Genomic DNA, 17,858 nt, shown 5'->3' on the forward strand with positions numbered 1-17,858 from the left:
CTAGAACCGGCTGGAGCCAGCCAACAGTGCCCCGGTCCTGGCCCCCGGGTAGTTGATGATCCCCCCGAAACCGGTCCCGGTGGAACTGATGTAGCGCAGGCCACCACTCCGGTTGAGCGATACAAGCCCGGTACGGTCCCCGTAATGCCCGTCGACGGCCGCCAGCGCCACCGTGTCCGACCAGCCGGCTTGGGCAACGACTTTCTCGGCGCCAGTGAACCGGCCGTTGCCGTTGGAGTCCTGGAAGACCAGCTTCGCTCCGTCACGGGCGACAATCCCCTGCTTTCCGGCTCCAGTCATGTCCATCATGACGGGTTGGCGGCCCTTCCATCCTGTCCCGAGCTGAACCGGCGCCATCAGACCCCCGGTGCTGGAAACCTGGTAGGAGAGCAGATTACCGGCCGGGTCGACGGCGAGGACAGCAGGGTAAGGGGTGGTGTTGTTCCAGTTTCCGACGGTGATCTGCATCGCGGTCCAGCCGCTGTTGCCGACGGTCACCGGTGGTTGGAAGCCACCGCCAGCTACGCCTCGGCGCAACTGCAGAGACCCGTTGGTGCACTGGATAAGGATGTCGGGAATCCCGTTCGCATCCCAGTCCACGACATGGAAGCTGAGCGTGCCGGCACGGTCCCATCCTGCACCGTGATCGACCGGGTTCCCGAAAACGCCGTGACCGGAGGACGCCTCGGAGAGCAGGTGGCCTTCGTGGGTGATGGTGACCAAATCAGCCTTGGAGGAGATGGCGGGTGCTGCGTCCGTGTGCAGTTCAACGACGTGGGTATGATCCTTGCTGGCAAACAGCCGTCCGTCAGCGCGGATCGCCATCTGGGTGCCGTAGGCGCCGGAAGCGAGTTCGGATCGTGTCCCTGCACGCAGATCGATGAGGGTGAGGATCCCGCCCGCATTGTGCACCACCTTTGACGTCCCCGGCAGCTGAAGCGTCCGGACCGACAGGTAGCCCGGCCGGGCAGACCGGTTCCGGAGCATGTGGGTGCGCAGGACCTTCCCTGTGCCAGGGTCCAGGATGATGAGGCCGTTGATGGTGGAGACAACCAATTCACCGTCGATCAGCAGCGGCGAATACAGCTCGTTCTGTCCGTCAAGGTAGACGGTCCAGATGACCCGGTCTTTGGCGACGTCGTACGCGAAGACGGCAGCGGCGCCGGTGTAGTCGGGGGCACCGTAGCCGGGGCGGCCCGACGTGGTGCCGTAGACAGTGTTGCCGTCGCCACCAAGTCCAACAATGGATTGTTCCGGGATGAATTTGTTTTTCACCGTAATGGCGTCCGTCTTCGGATCGATGAAACCCAAAGCACCACCGCGCAGCCCGTATTCGGGGACGGTGCCGACAAGGACTTTGCCGCCGGCCGTAGCCCACCCGAACGGGCGGGACTGCATGTAATCGGTGCGTAGCTTCACGATCAGTTTGAACGCGCCAGCGCCGGTCGACTGCTTGGACCGGGTGTAGCGGAAAAGTTGTCCGGAGCCGTAAGAGCCGATAAAGATGCTGTCCCGGTCCAGTTCCATCATGTGCTCGATCTGGCCGACCCCGGAAGTAGGCACGCTCTGCCAGCGGGCGTTCGTGTCCGGGTGGATGGAGGCAATGCCGTTGCCCTGGTAGCCGCCGGCGTACAGCACTCCGGTCGCTGAGGCGATCAACGACTGGACGGAGAGGGCGCCGGGCTTGCATTTGGCCGCGTATTTCCGTGTCAAAGTCTTACGGGCGATGGAGAATTCGGCGATCATCGGTTCTCCGGCATCGGAGCCAGCCACATACAGACGGTCCCCGTCCTGATAAACAGAACGGGGGCTGTCCATGCCGGCAGTTACGAGGGTCGTCATGGCCATGGTGGTCGTGTTGATGTTGACCACGGATCCGCCGGCTACCGTCCAGGTGGAGGAACTGGTCGCCGTGCCGGTGAACGAGCGGATAGGGGATGCACCGAAACGCGGTTCCCACCTTTTGGTGGGCAGGTTGTAGATGAAGCAGCGCATAAGGTTGGCGGCGTCTTCGGCGAAAACGAACATTCTGTCCCCGCGGGCAAACAACTGCGGCACCTGGCCTGTCGGGGCGCTTTCGGGGAGTCTGATGATAGTGCGAGCTGCCGGGTTGCTGATAGGGAAGGAGACGATTTTTGCATCTCGGCTGCCGGTACCGGCGTACACGGTTCCCCCGGTGATCGCCACGCCGTACACGTAGTCGGTGCCCTCATCAATACGCGGCTGCGTCGTGAAAGCATTGGTGCGTGGGTCAAAGCTCCAGATGATCCCATTAGGGTAGAAGCCACCCCAGACGCGTCCGTCGTCGCTGACTTCCATCCCATAGATGCCGGTCGCGTCCGCATGGACTTTGCCGTAGTCCTTCAGTTTCCGGTCCGTGAACGACCAGGACATCAGATGGCCGTCACCGCGGCCGAAGTAGACGGTATGGGTGCTCGGGTTCCAGCCGATTTTGGAGGAAATCTTGATGGGTACCGTGTCAACGTATTCAAGGTTGCCGGTGGCCAGGTCAATGATCTGGAACTGGTTGGTGACCCCGGAAGTGGTGGTGACAAGTTTCGGGGCGCCTTTCAGGTCGTTGACGATCCGCATGTCCAGAAAAGCCACGGTCAAAAAGACATCGTCGTAGGTCCGCTTGATGCCGGCACCGCCAGCAATGGTGCGCAGTGTTGTTGGAGTGGTCGTGCCCGGGGTGATGTCCGCCATGGCCGGGGCTGCCGGTGCGAGGGCCGCGGTTACACCTGCGACCACCGCCCATGAAAGGACGGCGCGACGGCTGGGCAGTAGGCGGGTTTCCATTGATTCTCCGGGAGCTCCACGCCGGTGGGGAAGGGTGATCCCCGGACCGGCAGAATTGTTTACGCTGTCGCTGTGAAACATGCGTAGACGCTGGAGCTGGCTATCCCCGGACCCACGAAAAGGCCCCGCACCGGATAAACGATGCGGGGCCAGCGCGTGAAGCCATGCAGCTAATTGCAGGCGGCGAGGATACCGGCGATCGCGTCATGTTCCGGTTGGGTCATCCACAGTTTGTACTTGGTCTTCACCGCGGTCTGGCGGGCGACGTACTCGCAACGGAACGCTTTGTTGGCGGGCAGCCACGCATCGGCGGAGGAATCGGATTTCTGTTGGTTGGCGGGTCCGTCGGCAGCAATCAGGTTCAGCGGGTCGTTAGCGAGCTGGAGCCGCTGGTCTGCGCTGATCTGCTGGGCACCGGTCTGCCAGGCTGAGGAGAGCGCTACGATATGGTCTATCTGGACGGCGGAAGAGTCCGCGCCGCGGGTGAAGTTGATGGTTTTCCCGGTGTACTCGTCAGCAAGTTTCCCGGAGGCGACGATACAGTTCTTAGTGCCGGGTTTGACGGTGATGTTGGTGAGGTCGCGGCGAAGAATGTCATTGCGGGTATCGCAGCCGTTGTGGTCAACGTCGGACCAGGCGGCGCCGAATTGTTCGCGGCTATAGCCGGTCTTCGGTGCTTTTCCTTTCACCGGGATGGACGCCAGCTCAGCGACGGCTTCCGCGATCTCAGCGGGGGTCGCGGAGTTTGCCGCTGACTCCTGTGATGTAGCCGCGTGCACGGCGCCAGCGACTGTGTCCCCGACATTCGCTGCAGCGCTGCAACCGGCGAGGGTAGCTGCGAGGAACAGGGCAGTGAGGGCTGTGACTGATTTAGGGGCAGCGGAGCGGGTGATCTTCATATCCCTCATGTGTGCGGCATCCAGGCGTTCCGGATCCGGTGCACCCAGACTAACCGCCGGCAACACGGCGGCTGGACCGGCGCGCCGTCAGCGGACCAACCGGCGGTCAGTTTCCCGGAACACTTCGCGAAGATCGGCTACGAACGCGTCCCTGTCGGGGTTACCGGTCTGCGTGGCCATATGATCCAGGAAACCGCGGACCATGGACGGATGCAGTGCGTTCATTCCGTCCGTCGGCTTGAGGACCGGTTCGTCCCCGGAGACGTCCAGCAGGTTTTCGATACCATCGGTTTTGATGACGGCTGTGCGGTCTGCACGGCAAAACTCCCCAAAATGCGCGTCGGAGTCATTAAACGGGGACCCGGCGGCGACATCCATCATGACGGCGTACTCGCGGTGGTCCCGGAAATGGTTGGCCACCTTCCTCACCTGGCCCTCGTCGTATGCGGACCCGCCGTGCACGCTGATGTCGGCCCGGTAGAGCCAGTTGTCACGGGTGTAGTCGTTAGCCTTCCCTGAATCGGCAGCGAAACTCAGCAGGGATTTCCCGACCCTGATGTCATGCTTGATACCCGCGTCCTGGATGATGAACGTGGACAATTCCCCAACTTGGGTCAGGGTGGCGGTGCCCGGGAGCTGGGCGTCAGCGATGAGTTTCTGCGCCGTCAGGGCTAGCCCGATGTCGCCACCATCCGTGTCCAGGTTGTCGGCGACCAGGACCCGGTCGTTGCCGAGCTTTTGGCCAGGCTCAAGCAGGTGTTTTACGCCAGGGAGTTTCAACTGGTCCAGAAGGTCGTCCTGCTCCTGACGGGGAAGCGATTCAAAGTCTTTGGCTTGTCGATTCAGTTCGAGGAGTTCCGCAGGCAGCGGCAGCTCCAGGTTATACGGGTAGGCCTTGTCCTGGTGCCGCTGCCATTTACCCGTCTCGCACGCGGCCCGCGTACGAACCACACCCGCTGCCGCTGCAACAGCTGCTCCGTCCAAAGGTGAGGTGCCTTGGGCCAGGATGACGCCGGAAGGCTCAGCGTGCATCTCTGCGGCAAACTGGCCGCCCGCCTTGATTCCGGCCTGGACGCGGGTGCGGTTTTCTACATTCATAGTCATGCCTTACTTGTGTGCGGCCAAACGACTTCGCGGCAGACCCCAGCCTGTGCAGACCGGACCATGTTACCGGCGGCCGCTGGCACGAATGACAGACTTGGATACGGTAGACACCTCAGCTTCCAGCCCTGCTTCGCGTGCGCGCTTTTTGAAGGCAGCGGCCAGGATGGCGGCGGCCTCCGGGTCCCGGAACTTTATCCCCGCCAGCGACGGTGCGTTCTTGCGGTCCACGGTGCCGAACACAGTCCCGTAAGCGACGTTGTCGAGCGTCTCGACCAAGCTGCAGACGTCGGATTCGAACGAGGGCGACAGCGACTCGTTGAACGCGACGACGGCCTCAACGTGGGAACGTTTTACCCCCGGCTCTCCGGCGTCTAGGCGGGTACGGACGTGGACCTGGAATCTTCGCATGGCCACCATGTGTGCGGACTCCCCGCGCCACGTCACCGCCGCACACATTTACAGTGAACCAGCTGAAAGGAACACGGTGGACCACTGGGAAATTTGTATCATCGACAGAAGGTGCTGGCCGCACAAGAAGGACGGACCAACCTAGAGCCTCTGAGATATCACTGCCCGTAGACACCCGTGTACAGGTAGCCATTGTTATGCTTCCCGGCGACCAGTTTGGTACCGTCAGCTGAGGAAGCCACCGAGTACCAGGACCCGGTTCCTGCACTGGTCTGCTTTGTCCAGTTCACGCCAGAATCGGTGGACGTGAAGATGTGTCCGAGGTCCTGTCCGGCGACCAGTTTGGTACCGTCAGCTGAGGAAGCCACTGAGTGCCAGTACCAGGTCCCTGCACTGGCCTGCTTCGTCCAGTTCACGCCAGAATCGGTGGACGTGAAGATGTTTCCACCGTTCTGTCCGGCGACCAGTTTGGTACCGTCAGCTGAGGAAGTCACCGAGGACCAGATCCCGGTTCCTGCACTGGCCTGCTTCGTCCAGTTCACGCCAGAATCTGTGGACGTGAAGATGTTTCCGCTGTACTGTGTTGCGACCAGTTTGGTACCGTCAGCTGAGGAAGCCACCGAGGACCAGTACCCGGCTCCTGCACTGGCCAGCTTCGTCCAGTTTACGCCAGAATCTGTGGACGTGAAGATGTTTCCGCCGTTGTATTGAGCCGCCACGAGCTTGTTGCCGTCAGCTGAGGAAGCCACCGAGTACCAGGACCCGGTTCCTGCACTGGTCTGCTTCGTCCAGCTCACGCCCGAATCAGCAGACGTGAAAATATATCCGTCGCTGTATTGAGCCGCCACGAGCTTGTTGCCGTCAGCTGAGGAGGCCACTGCCCTCCAACTGCCGGTCCCTGAGCTAGTCCGCTCGGTCCAGACAGCTGGCTGCGAGAAGTCGGGAAGCGGCATGCACTCACCCCGGCTCGCGGCACTGTCTGCAGAAGTGATCATGAACGTCTTCCCAGTCCCGGAGACCGTGGAAGCGCAGTAACTGGCACCATCGGGGTAAACGACAATCTTTACAGTTGCCGGCAGCTGCGGAACCAGCCCTGCCGAGACCAAGCTGGCGGCGGAGGCATAGGAGTTGGTCTTCGCTTTCTGGACGCCCTGCGCTGTGTTCACAGCGGCAAGGTCCTGTTTGGCGCCATTGTCCTGGGCGAACGGGATCACACCGAAAATGGAGGCCAGCACCCCGGCTGTGAGGATGCCGACGACGACCACGCCGACAAGGATGGAGGGAAGGTCAAACGCACCCACCGAAGATCGCAAGTTGTCCAGTGCAACCTGGAGTCGCTGTCGTCCGTTGCGCAGAGTAATGAGTACCAAAACCAGTCCATCCATGTCGGCCAGAATTTCTTCTCACCTACAGAAGGAGCTGGCCGCGCAAAAATGAGGGACTAATTTAGGGCTTCTGAGGCATCACTGTCCGTAGACGCCAGTGAACATATCCGATGCGTCCGGCATCCCGCTCCCCGCGCCACGTCACCGCCGCACACATATACAGTGAACCCGCTGAAAGGAACATGATGGGCCACTGGGAAACCGAACACGGGGAGATCGTCCTCCCCGCCGCTGAATTCGCTGCCGTCCGTCAGGCCGTGCAAAAAGTTGTACACGAGCACCAAACGAAAGTCTTCGACGCCACCCAGGAATTCTGGAAGGGGCTGACCAGGAAAGAGCAGACCGACCCGGAAGCGTACACGGCCGCGCTGCGCAAAGACGTGAATGCCAGACACGCGGCGATGGAGCAGGCCCAGAGCAGTTGGCGCCATCAACCTTCGGCCCCGCATCTGGAGGAACTCAATGACGATTTGGAATGGCGGCTCACCCTTGACCGCGGTGCCAAGCCGGCGAGGGTTCTCAAAACAGACCTGCCGTTCCCGACCAACCGGACCACCGACTTCCCCGCCGGCGAAGGGTCTGTGACCTTCAACAAGGACACCAACACCGTGGAGTGGAACACCGGGGAATCCCGCAACGTCATTGACCGGGCCCACAATTCGGCGGCTGGCGCTGCCCTATTTGACAGGATCAAAACCGTGAAGTGGACGCGCAACACGGGCGGCCTCATTATGGGCAACAACGAGTACGCCCAGGAAGCCGGACACGGCGACGCCTGCCATAAGGCGTACGGCCCGATCGGTGCAGCGCAGGAGCCGTCAAACTGCGAGGAGTACACCGACTCCAAAGGCAACAGGGTCGGGCAGGCCGAGCTTCGCAAACTCCAGCAGGAACTGTGGGAAGCCCAGCGGAAACTTCAGCAACTGATGGTCAAGGTGACCGCAGCTGCCGGGCGCGGCAAGACCACCGCAGCGTCCAACCGGGGCAGCTTCGCCCCCACCTACCGCTCCGAGCCGACCATCCGTCTCGGCGGCTGGTAACTTCCGAGGTCGCCAAAACCCAGAAAGGCCCCGTGCCGATGAACAGTACGGGGCCTTCCTTCTGCCAATCTCAGCGTTAATTGGCCCTGCTGATCTTTTCAACCTGAAACGACGGTACCGTCGTATGGCCGCCGATCTGGGTGTCGTAGCTGTAGGCTCCCTTTGAAGTCACGGTCATGCGCACGATGTCATCTTCAACGAAACCAGCGAGATCGGGGCACTTCTCACCACCGTCTCCGCCGGTGAGAAACGAATTGTGCTTATAGTCCCAAGAGTCCTCCATTACCGCGTTGGCTATGTCGGCGCGAAACGTGCAAGTACCAGTTGCTGCGTCGAACTGTGTGATCCGCGCGAAGACCACCATTGACTTACCCTTGTAGCTCTCCGGATTCTTGACCATGAGTGCCATCTCGCGCTCATCCATTACCGCGGCGCTGTCAATCTGGTTCTGAGAGACATGGGAGCCCGGGGCGACCTGTTCTCCCTTGGGTACGGAAACGCTAGCGCTCGGCGACTCGTTGATTGACTTGGATGTCAGCACTGAGCACCCACCGACGACAGCGACCGCAGCAACGACGATAAAAAGGCACCCGAGGGATTTGCGTGGGCGCTTTTTGTGCTCGCGGATAACAACTGGACTGGAATTGCCCGGACCGTCGATTCCGTAGGAATCCTCGACCCAGAGCTTCCATCCCATGGGAGGAGGTCCCCACGAGGGATCGGGCTGCCATGTGGGGCCGGGGACCCAGCCTTCCGGAGGGGTAGGCCAGTTCGGTGGTGGGTTGAGGCGCTTAGGCAAGATCGATATTCCTCATCAATTGTCAAAGTCGGATAGCAGTTCTAACCGAAAACATGCGTAGAGGCATGGGGTCAGCCTGCAGGACCAGGTGTTCAGCAGATCGGCGGCTACTAGTCACTGATCCAACGGAACCCGCAGCCGTTCACGGTGAATCCGGACGCCGTGGCCGGGATGGTGATGGTGAACTGCGGCGCAACACTGATGAGGTTGTTGGCGATGATGTTTCCCTGGGCGTCCGAAATTTCCCAGTAGCAGTTCTCCACTTTGTCGCCCTGGGACTGCCACGTGCCGGGCTGGATGTCTTTTCCGACCAAATATTTGCCCGTATAGGCGAGCTTTCCGTTGACCCGATCCGCCGCGAGGGATTGCCCGGCCCCGGAGCTCGCCTCCAGCTGCGCGCGCTTCGGGTGGTTAGGGCACAGCATGAGGGCGGCCTCGATTTCTTTGGACTGCCCGGCGCTCACAGTGCCTTCGAAGTAGTGACCGGCCGTCGTCGCGCACAACGAGTAAAGATATTTGGCTGTATCCGGTGATTTTCCGCCAGACAGAGCACCCGCCGCATTTTCTTCCGCCGACGGCGTCCCCGATGCAGTGTCCGCGATACAAGAGTCGTACGGGGCTGACCAGGCGGCTCTGAAATCAGTGAAAGTCACTGAGGGACCGTTGTTGAGCCGGCAGTGCAGTGAATATTTGATGCCGACCCTGGCCGCCAACGTTGGGGTCGGAGTGACAGTGGCCTTGCTCACGACAGGTGCCGTCGTCATGGACGCGGTGACACTGGGACTCGGTGTCGGTGTCGGGCTGGTTGCCGTAGTGGCAGGACCCGCGCAGCCTGCCAGTGCGGCGGCGAGCAGCAATGTCGTCATGATTCTCAGCTTCATGGTTCCCCCCAAAGTAATGACCAGCACTTGCTGGGCCAACCCAAGATAGCAACGACTGGCACCGTGTCCGCAATTCATGTGTGCCGACGGTCGATCATGTCTCGTCGTCTCGGCGGCGGGCAGCGCGTCTGCTCGTCAATGATGGGCAGCTTCGCGACCCGGCTCCTCGTGCGTAGTCTGGCGGCGCTTCTAGTCCTGCGGTGCAGTCAGGAAGCGGCGGTCCGGGCGGACGATGAGTGTGCGCTCGATGCCGTATTTGGTAGCGAACGTGACAGCCAGCATTCCGCCTTTGGCGGGGCTGATCTCGGTGACGACGAACAGCTCGCGATCGGGCGTGTGGGACCCCCAGCGGACGTCTGTGGCTTCCAGCACCGTGTTTATGGTTAGCTCGTCGGCCCTGACTGTCCCTTCAGCTGGCAGGGTCGCAGCTCGGCTGGCCAGGTAATCATCAACAAGGGTCCCAACCAGCTCACGCTTCGAAAGCTCGTGCCGTTCCACACCAGCCAACGCAAAAGCTCGTTCCAGATTCGGGACCGCAGCAGCATACTCAGCCCAGGAATTAACGCGCACCGGGGCGTACCGCGCGAAACTGCCGGACAAATCCTCAATGAACCGCTGGGCGGCCACAGCGACCGGGGTTTCCGGGTTGTGCACGACAATGCCGCCGCCGGGAACGAAAAAGGCAGAGTAGCCAAGCTCGGTCATCTGCTCGGTGTCGTCGTTGAACTCAAACCCGGTGGCCCGGAAGGTGAAGAACTCGACTCCGTCAACGTCCGTGCGGTCAATGAACGTGGCCTCATCCCAGTCCGTGGCATCTTCGGGGCGGATCCAGACGCCGTCGGCATCGAACTTCAGCTGCGTCCTCTCACGGCCGCGCTCAAACAAATCGATAAGTGATGACCGAGACATCGCGTACAGCCGGGCAAGAGCCGGAACAGGGACGGTGCTATCAAAACTGAGCCAGACAATAGGTTCCATGGCCACCATGTGTGCGGAAGCATGGAGGGCCCTTCCCCTCAGGCAGGAAGGGCCAATGGAGAGGGCTTAGCCTCTCTTAGACAACAGATGGGTTACTCATCGCAGAGAGCCAAGATCACAAGCTGATTTTGTTGGAGTTCCAAATCACGAGAGGCGATGTTCCGTGCCCGTACCAGTCATCACGCGGGTCGTCTATCCTGTAGGACAACCCAAACTGCTGAGAGATCCGCGTGGCGTCCTCTAGCATCTCGTGCGGGTGCAGGTACGGGGCGGAAATGACGCCGGCAAAGTCAGCAATACGGTTTCGGCCCCTGACCTTGAAGCGCCGTGGGTGGTCGAAGATGGGACCTGAGATGTGGCAACTATCATCCTGACATCCGTAGACACTGTCAGAGACATTGCCAATGACAGGGAGTCCGGCCATGCGGTGAAAGCAAGCGCGGTCAAAGCGGGTATGACTGGAGAGTTCATTTTTGCGCAACCAGTCTTCCAGAGGTACATTCGGGAGCTTTCCGGGCTCAGAGCGCTTTGGCATGGCTGTTTCTCTTCTCTTGTATATCGACGGTTAGTAGCTGCGGGGGGGATGGCTTATCCGGATAAACCGCTCAGCAGCGAACCTGGCTTGGGGATAGGCCGCCACATCATGGAACATGCGTAGATAACTGCTAAGTGGCCAGTCTCCGGTTCGTCTACGAACCCACAGACCGGCCACTTAACATGCCTAGTAGATGCCGCCAAACTCCTCAAAAACGGCGGCGATGTCTTCCCCTCCGGAGGACGCTGCTATTCGGTCCTCTACGACGGTCGATGCGCGGCCGGTGAAGTCCAGACCCTTCAGTGTTCCGTTCTTGTTCCGGATGACCGCGGTGACCCGGCGGAAGATCTCCTGGTGCTGGCGGGCGAACCGGGACAAAGCGGCCCACTTGCCCGGGGTGTCGCCGAGGCTATGGTTGTGCGGGTCCACGATGTCCACGACGATGTTCCCGTCGACCCGGTGGAAGAACAGGAAGTCCGGGTACATGGACTTGTCCACGGAACCCTCAATGTAGGACACGGCGAGACCGCCGGCGCCGGTTGGGTTCCGGTACCAGCCGATGAGGCTGGACTGGGCCAACTCCTTGGCGATAACCTCTTTCTCCCAGCCGGTCGCGACCATCGGAAAGTCTCCCTGGGCGTCGGCGAACAGATGGCCTTTGAAGGTTTCGATGGGTGCGATCGTCTCCATAACTTTCCCTGCACCGTCTTTTCCTTTGACGATGGTCTGGGTTCGGGTGCGGACTCTCTCCGGGAGGGCGAACTCGCCGGGGATGGGAACACCGTGCGGATGCCAGATCTCATCCAGTTCCGCGCGCACCTTGGTGTCCAGCCGGGATACGGCAGGGTTGAGCTGCTGGCGCCAGGAGTCGATCAGGTTCGACGCAGACGCCTCAAGGTTGCGGATTACCTCCTCGTGCACGGACAGCGCCGAAAGGCGGACGACAGCTTCCTCGTGGTCCTGCAGCTGCGTGTATAACGCGTCGTAGAGCCAGGACCCGGCCGCGTCCGGCATCCGGTTCACAGCTTTATCTTTGAGCTCGCGCAGGTTTGTCGCTGACGTCCGAACGGTGTGGGAGGTGATGGTGGCCTGGTTGCCAGTGTATTGGTCATAGCCGACCCGGTCGTAGGTGACTTCGAGCAGCCCTCGGGCGTCCTCGTCGATGGTGGCCTGGAGCCGGATGTACTCCGCCAGTAGGATCGCTTTCACCCGGGCCTCCACCTCGTCGGAGAGCAGTACCCCTGGGTTGTCCGGGTTGCCGACCTGCAGCGAGTCCAACCGGGTGCCCAGGGCCGCCAGGCGGGCCGTCTCCGATGCGTAAGAGCGCTTCGGCTTGATCTCCTTTGGCAGCACCATCTCCCATAGCTCATCCGGGATACCGGCCACACGCGTGAAGTCGACGGGGTTGATTGAAACGGGCACCTCGACGTCGGCGCCGTCCACGAATGAACGAACGACCGTGGCGACCTCAGTCTTGTCGTAGTGGGGCAGGTAAAGCGAGACGGCGTTGAGCTCCTCCATATCTTCGGTCTCGATGCGGCCGGCGACCGGGGTGCGGACCATGCGCCCGATCAGCTGCGCGATTGCGGTGTGTTCCTTGGCCGGACGCAGCGAGAGCATGACTTCGGCGCGCGGGCAGTCCCAGCCAGTGGTCAGTGCCGTCTTGAACAGCACCACCTTGATGTGGTCGTTCTCCTGGATGTTCTGTGGCGCGACGTAGGGAATCATCCGGCCGTCGGGCAGGTCCAGGTGCTTTTTCTCACCGAACGCGTGCACGATGACCGGCTTCGCGCCGGTGACCTGCTGCAGACCGGTGGGCCACTCATCGGTGATGGAGAGAACCAGCTGCTGAATGGTCTTCTCGGAGACTTTGTCAGGCAGCTGAACGACCATGAGCGGCTTGACGCTGTGCTGGCCGTTGCTGGCCGCGTTCTCCTGGTCCCACAAGTTCGTGTACCGAACCAGGTCACGGACGGCGGCGCGCAGCAGCGTGTCATCGGTGGGCTGGTTGTCGGTCGGGTGGTTGATCTGGATGAGGTCCTTGATCAGGCCCGAGGCGCGCACCTTGTCGGTGTCGGCGGCGACCTTGAACAGGGTCCGGTCGGCAGTGTTCGCGGACATGGCCTCCTCGAATTTCTTCGGGGTGGCCGAGATGCCGAGCATGATGCCGGCCGGGTCGTTCACGATGGTCCGGACGGTGCCGGAGCCGTCCTTGATGTCGACGGGGCCGCCGTCCAGGACGGTGCGCATGATCGTCTTCTTCTCTCCCGCCGTGACGGAGGAGCCACGGTGGGCTTCATCGACGATAAGCAGGAAGTCCCGGTTGAACTTGCGGACTGTGTTCCCGATCGTCTCCCACAGCGACCAGCGCCGCGAATCCCCTGTGTTTACGTGGGAGGTGGCGCCGGAGGCCAGACGCTGGATGTTCAGGAAGTGGATCTTGCCATACTCAAGGGTTTCCCGGTCGTAGTTCGCATCCAGCATCTCGATCTGCGAGGGCTGAATGAGCGAGGACGCCTTCAGGATCTTGTCCTTGCTCTGTTCGTTCAGTGCTGGGTCATCGGTCAGCCACAACACCGTAAGGTACTTGTTCGGGGACTGGGTCCCGCCGCCGAACAGCAGCTTCTCCAGGACCGCGGTAGCGATGACGGTCTTGCCGGCACCGGTCGGGGCAGTCAGACCTACGGCAGTGCGCTTGCCGCGGCGGTCGAACATGCCCACAGACATGTTGAGATTGTCGACGACCTCTTCAGTGACGTCACGCTGGTAATCGGTGAGAGAGAATTTCACTTAGCAATAGCTCCTGTTTGCACTTTCGGCTGGACATGTATCGCCGGGGCGTCTGAGGTCAACCTCAGAAAGGCGACCCGGTCGTGGTGGCGGCTCAGCATATCCGGACCGAACCAGGCCTCCGATGCCCCTGGCCACTCCCACCGGATCTCGTGGCCGACGGGCGCGTAATCCCATCCCGCTTTTTCAAAAGCTTTGAAGGAGAGCTCACTCACCGCGGCAACTGCGATCTTGAATCCCGCCCGCCTGTAGGCCTCCACTGACGAGGCGATGAGCACCTGCGAGACACCGCGTCGACGCATTTCAGGGCTCACCGCAATCAGGTCAAGGTCGACAGCGGGCCCTGCCTCCAACAGAGGATTCGACCAGGCGTAGCCGACGATGAGCCCTTTCTCTTCAGCCACCAGCACTACTTTTCGGGATGATGTCTGTGACGCAATTTCGCCTGCAACAAACTGCGTGTAAAAAGGTCCCTTCGGCCCGCTCAGCGTAGCCAGATGCGGAAAGTATCGGTCGAAAGAATTGATCCTCTCTGCGTCGCGCGGCTTCGCTTTCCGGACGAGGACTTGCCGAATTCGCTGACTGGTCAAAGTCAGTCCTTCCTGTTGACCTGGAATGCTTCCAGGTAGCTTCCGTAGATCCGCTCGACGGTGATTCCACCGCGGAAGTGTGTTGCTGCTTCGTCGCCCTGGGCTTCGGAGTCGGTGACGATGAAGAGGTGGCTGATCGTGTGCTCTGCAGCGCTCAGTTTCTCCCCCAGCGCCTTGGCCCGGCCCGGGCTGAACAGCACCGCAGTGCGGCCGAACTCGGAGATTGCGAACCCGTCAGCCTTCGCGCCCGGGGTGAGTTCGACTGTCCCGCCGACGCCGCCGGCCTTGAGCCAGAACAAGCCGGCAAGGTCATTGAAGGCGCGGCCGGTGACGATCTCAGGCTCGTCCAAGTAGGTCAACTCGAAGAACGCGACGTTCGCGGCCAGACCGTCGGAGTAGGGACTACCGTCCTGACGTGTGCCGGTGACGACCGTTTCGAGGCGCGGCTTGGTGACGTGATGGAACACGCCCAGGGCCTCGTACTCATCGTCGCCTGGTTTGTGGCCGGACTTGCGCAGCTTCGTATCGTCAGCCTTGGCGAGCTCATTGTTGGTCACAAGGATCGCCTGGCGAGTGCCGCCGTCCTCGGCGTTCAGCCGGATGACCGCCTCGGCGGTGGTGCCGGAGCCGCCGAAGAAGTCCAAAATGACCGCGTCGCTGGGGGCGATCATTCGGAACCAGCGCATCAGGACGTCATGGTTCTTGGGAAATGGGAATCGCTTGTCGCTCAGGATCTTTTCGAGGTGTTTTGTCGCAGCGGACCTGTCATGGTCGAATGCGGGGAGAGGAGACTGATCGACAGTCTCGTGCAAGTACCTTTTGTACCGCGCGGTTGTCTTGTGGTCATTGCCGAACAGAATCCGTGACTCTTTCACCTTCTGGTGCATGACGTCCTGGGCGTATCGCCAGCCGTTGGGATGCATGGCGACGGGTTTGCCAGTTACGGGGTGGAGAAGGTCGTACCGCGACGTGCTGGTCGGGCCCGGTTTCGCGAGATCGCTCGAGCAGTAAACTTCACCGAACCTCACATCATCGACTCGGTCATAGAGCTTAAGGCCAGGGTTTGACTTAGCCGCATGGTCGCTCGGAATCGATTTCCACCATCGCCGCAGTTCAGCTGTCGCACGCTGGGCCGCAAAGGCTCGGATCTCATCAGCATCCCACGAGGGGACTGACTCTCCGAGAGGAGCATCCAGATTGTTCAGCACCCACATCTGCTTGGTCTCGAATGTATCTGGATGAACCGTCAGGCAATTGGCCCAGTATTCCGGGGAGCTTTCGTATCTCTCGACGATCTCGGCGAAAGCTGCTTCGATCGACGCCCTCCAGGCGATTTGTCCCATTTCCAGGACATCGTCGACCCCCGGCTTTGCTTCGACCCATCGACGCCCCGACTCCGTGAGCTTCACAGCATCCTTTGCATAGACCAACATGTAGTCAGTAGAGGGGGACGCGAATTGCGCGTCGTTCTTTCGACTTCCCTGCCAAACAAGGTTGGAGATGAAGTTGATCTCACCGAAGACTTCATCAGCGAGCATACGAAACCGGTGGTGCTCGTTGTCGTCAATAGCCATGATGATCACGCCGGTCGGTTTGAGGAGGGTCTTGGCGATGATGAGGCGCTTCTCCATGAAGGAGAGCCACTTGGAGTGCCGGTAGCCGTCCTTGGAGTCGACGTAGCGGTCGTTGTACTTCCAGTCAGAATTTCCGGTGTTGTAGGGCGGATCGATGTAAATCAGGTCCACCTTGCCGGCGTGCGTGTATTGGAGCGCTTCGAGCGCGTGGTAATTCTCACCGTTGATGACCGTGTGCACGGGTGCATCCGGGTCGCCACGGCGGATCTCGGAGAGCTTACGCAGGCCGGGGTACATGATGTCGCCGAACTCTTTGGCGACAGTCAGGTCGGCGACAGGAAAGATCGCTTCGTCGCCCTCGGCGTCGACGAGCAGCGCGGTCGAACTCTGGCCATCTCCGTTGGCACGGTTGAGCTTGTGGACCCGGTAGAAGGCTGAGTCCTTGCGGGGCGTGCCGTTTACCGAGCTGATGACGACCTTGGAGCCGCGCTTCACGGCGTGCTTGGGCAGCCGGATACCCTCGGGGTGGTGGCGTTCGAAGACGAGTCCGAACTGGCGTTGCATCCCGCCGATTTCACGGGCCAGGTTCCCGCGGAGCACCGGGTCGGTGATCTCCGCCAGATACCGGTCCAGGCTAGAGGTGGTTTCGGCGCTGGAGGGCGCGGACATGAGTGGTTGTGCGGTCATGCCGTCAATGTGTGCGGCGTACTCCGCTGCACTCTCCGCTGTGTTCGTCTGGATGCTCACACCAGGAAACATGCGTAGATTTCTGACGCCGGTCCGCGGGGGAAGGCTGCGCATAAGACTCGACGCTCATCGTCCTGATGCAAATGGTCCCTGCCAGTTGGGCCGCTACGCTGCCACCTCCACGTGCGGATCGATGATCCATTGAAGGTGTTCGTCGAGGTGGTGGCGGGTGGTGACCGAATCGGCCGGGTTTGCCAGTGCACGGGCTTCCATCTTGGAAATCATCCTCAGAGCCATCTCCCAGGTATCGAGGGTTGACGGTGGGTTGACACCAGCGGCCCGGGCGATCTCACGACGATATTTGGGAGTGAACCCGAGGAGTGTGTCCGCGTCGATGGACCTGTCCCACAGCCAACGAGCCAGTACCTTCGCCTTGGCTCCCCGGTTTGCATCTGCCCGAGTGTTGTTCTTGAAGGGGTCAGCGGCTTGGGACTGCCTATCGGACGATGTCAGCCATTGATCTCGCTCATCAAGGTTGTGCCGGGCCGCGGCCGGAAGGCCGGGATTAGCCGAGACTTTCGCCTCCACCTTACTGATCAGGGAGACAGCTGCGCCCCAGAGCCCTGGTGCATCGACCAGACCGGCGCCAACGATGAGCCTGGTCCTGTGGTCGGAATCGTAACCTGCGAGCTGTTTGCTGCCGAAGCCACGATTCCACAGCCATCGGGCCAGGCCCTGCGTGTGCTCTTTGGGCGGCCTGTTCGCGACCGCGAAAGGAAGGACACCTGCTTTGACGGCCACCTCTGTCTCGGTGATGATTTGGTCCAGGTCGGCAAGGAAAGCGGTCGGTACGGTGTCAACAACGGCGCCCGCGGCTATGAGGTTACGGAGAGCTTGGACCATTTGCTCGTAGGCTTCGATCGGGCTGCATTCAGTCGTCACCACATCCGCTCCCCAGCCCAATCTGCGGGCATGAGCTGACCGGCCTCACGCACGAGGGATTCGTGGCGATGCCAGGTCGTGCCGTGGGCCGCTTCGCGGACGATGTATGCGCGGTTGCGGGCATATCCGGCGATAACTGCCTGGCCTTGGTAGACGGCCGGCTTGTGGTTCGCTTCGGTGTCGTAGACGTCGACGGCGGTGCCGATTGCAAGCTGGGACATGATTCTCCTTCGGGACAGGAACTGTGGGCGTTCCCATGAGCATCATGTGTGCGGATGTGTCGGTACTGCTCCCCGCCGAGCCCGTTACTACCAAGCGAGACCGTTTGCTCGAACTGCCTGCGGAAGCACTTCGAACTTTAAGGGTGGGTTGCCGCCGTCACAACAGAGCCAATCGCCACTACCCCGGCAAGGAGTTCTAAGTGACTCTGGAAAGGCCCTCATTACA

Annotated in this window: 14 protein-coding genes; 1 reads left to right on the plus strand and 13 read right to left on the minus strand. The window is 61.0% G+C overall.

Features of this window, described 5'->3' with window-relative positions; translation table 11 throughout:
- The 5 genes from IV500_RS05885 to IV500_RS05905 form a co-directional block, all read right to left on the minus strand.
- On the minus strand, positions 1–2,799 hold the full coding sequence (locus IV500_RS05885; RefSeq protein ID WP_196395905.1) for a PQQ-binding-like beta-propeller repeat protein: 2,799 nt from the start codon (positions 2,797–2,799) through the stop codon (positions 1–3).
- A gap of 170 nt (positions 2,800–2,969) precedes the next feature.
- Entirely contained in the window at positions 2,970–3,707 is a 738-nt protein-coding gene (locus tag IV500_RS05890; RefSeq protein WP_196395906.1) for an HNH endonuclease family protein, read from the minus strand.
- A gap of 78 nt (positions 3,708–3,785) precedes the next feature.
- Complete coding sequence (locus IV500_RS05895; RefSeq protein ID WP_196395907.1) at positions 3,786–4,802, minus strand: hypothetical protein; 1,017 nt, start codon at positions 4,800–4,802, stop codon at positions 3,786–3,788.
- A 63-nt stretch (positions 4,803–4,865) separates the two neighbouring features.
- The gene (locus tag IV500_RS05900) at positions 4,866–5,210 is read right to left on the minus strand and encodes a hypothetical protein (protein ID WP_196395908.1); all 345 of its coding nucleotides are present in this window, start codon (positions 5,208–5,210) and stop codon (positions 4,866–4,868) included.
- A gap of 158 nt (positions 5,211–5,368) precedes the next feature.
- Positions 5,369–6,595, minus strand: coding sequence for a sialidase family protein (locus IV500_RS05905; protein ID WP_196395909.1), 1,227 nt, complete (start codon positions 6,593–6,595; stop codon positions 5,369–5,371).
- A gap of 182 nt (positions 6,596–6,777) precedes the next feature.
- Here IV500_RS05905 and IV500_RS05910 point away from each other — a divergent pair, with 182 nt between their 5' ends.
- Complete coding sequence (locus tag IV500_RS05910) at positions 6,778–7,635, plus strand: hypothetical protein (protein ID WP_230854564.1); 858 nt, start codon at positions 6,778–6,780, stop codon at positions 7,633–7,635.
- A gap of 76 nt (positions 7,636–7,711) precedes the next feature.
- Here the strand turns inward: IV500_RS05910 and IV500_RS05915 are convergent, their stop codons facing one another.
- The 8 genes from IV500_RS05915 to IV500_RS05955 all read right to left on the minus strand — a co-directional run bounded on the left by IV500_RS05915 (position 7,712) and on the right by IV500_RS05955 (position 17,632).
- Positions 7,712–8,332, minus strand: a complete 621-nt coding sequence (locus IV500_RS05915; RefSeq protein ID WP_196396009.1) for a hypothetical protein — start codon at positions 8,330–8,332, stop codon at positions 7,712–7,714.
- A 212-nt stretch (positions 8,333–8,544) separates the two neighbouring features.
- On the minus strand, positions 8,545–9,300 hold the full coding sequence (locus IV500_RS05925) for an Rv1352/Rv1906c domain-containing protein (RefSeq protein WP_230854565.1): 756 nt from the start codon (positions 9,298–9,300) through the stop codon (positions 8,545–8,547).
- Between the two features lie 204 nt (positions 9,301–9,504).
- A complete protein-coding gene (locus IV500_RS05930) occupies positions 9,505–10,293 on the minus strand; it encodes a hypothetical protein (RefSeq protein ID WP_230854566.1) in 789 nt (262 codons plus the stop codon).
- A 721-nt stretch (positions 10,294–11,014) separates the two neighbouring features.
- On the minus strand, positions 11,015–13,618 hold the full coding sequence (locus IV500_RS05935; RefSeq protein WP_196395912.1) for a DEAD/DEAH box helicase: 2,604 nt from the start codon (positions 13,616–13,618) through the stop codon (positions 11,015–11,017).
- Positions 13,615–14,208 carry a GNAT family N-acetyltransferase gene (locus IV500_RS05940; protein ID WP_230854567.1) on the minus strand — a complete coding sequence of 198 codons (594 nt, stop codon included), beginning with the start codon at positions 14,206–14,208 and terminating at the stop codon, positions 13,615–13,617. Before IV500_RS05940 ends, IV500_RS05935 begins: the two co-directional genes overlap by 4 nt.
- A gap of 2 nt (positions 14,209–14,210) precedes the next feature.
- The gene (locus tag IV500_RS05945; protein WP_196395914.1) at positions 14,211–16,529 is read right to left on the minus strand and encodes a site-specific DNA-methyltransferase; all 2,319 of its coding nucleotides are present in this window, start codon (positions 16,527–16,529) and stop codon (positions 14,211–14,213) included.
- Between the two features lie 105 nt (positions 16,530–16,634).
- Positions 16,635–17,414 carry a hypothetical protein gene (locus IV500_RS05950; RefSeq protein WP_196395915.1) on the minus strand — a complete coding sequence of 260 codons (780 nt, stop codon included), beginning with the start codon at positions 17,412–17,414 and terminating at the stop codon, positions 16,635–16,637.
- Positions 17,408–17,632: a hypothetical protein gene (locus tag IV500_RS05955; protein ID WP_196395916.1), complete on the minus strand. Its 225-nt coding sequence runs from the start codon at positions 17,630–17,632 to the stop codon at positions 17,408–17,410. Before IV500_RS05955 ends, IV500_RS05950 begins: the two co-directional genes overlap by 7 nt.
- Between the last annotated feature and the right edge of the window lie 226 nt (positions 17,633–17,858).

Source organism: Arthrobacter terrae (assembly GCF_015708085.1).
Classification (GTDB): Bacteria; Actinomycetota; Actinomycetes; order Actinomycetales; family Micrococcaceae; genus Arthrobacter_M; species Arthrobacter_M terrae.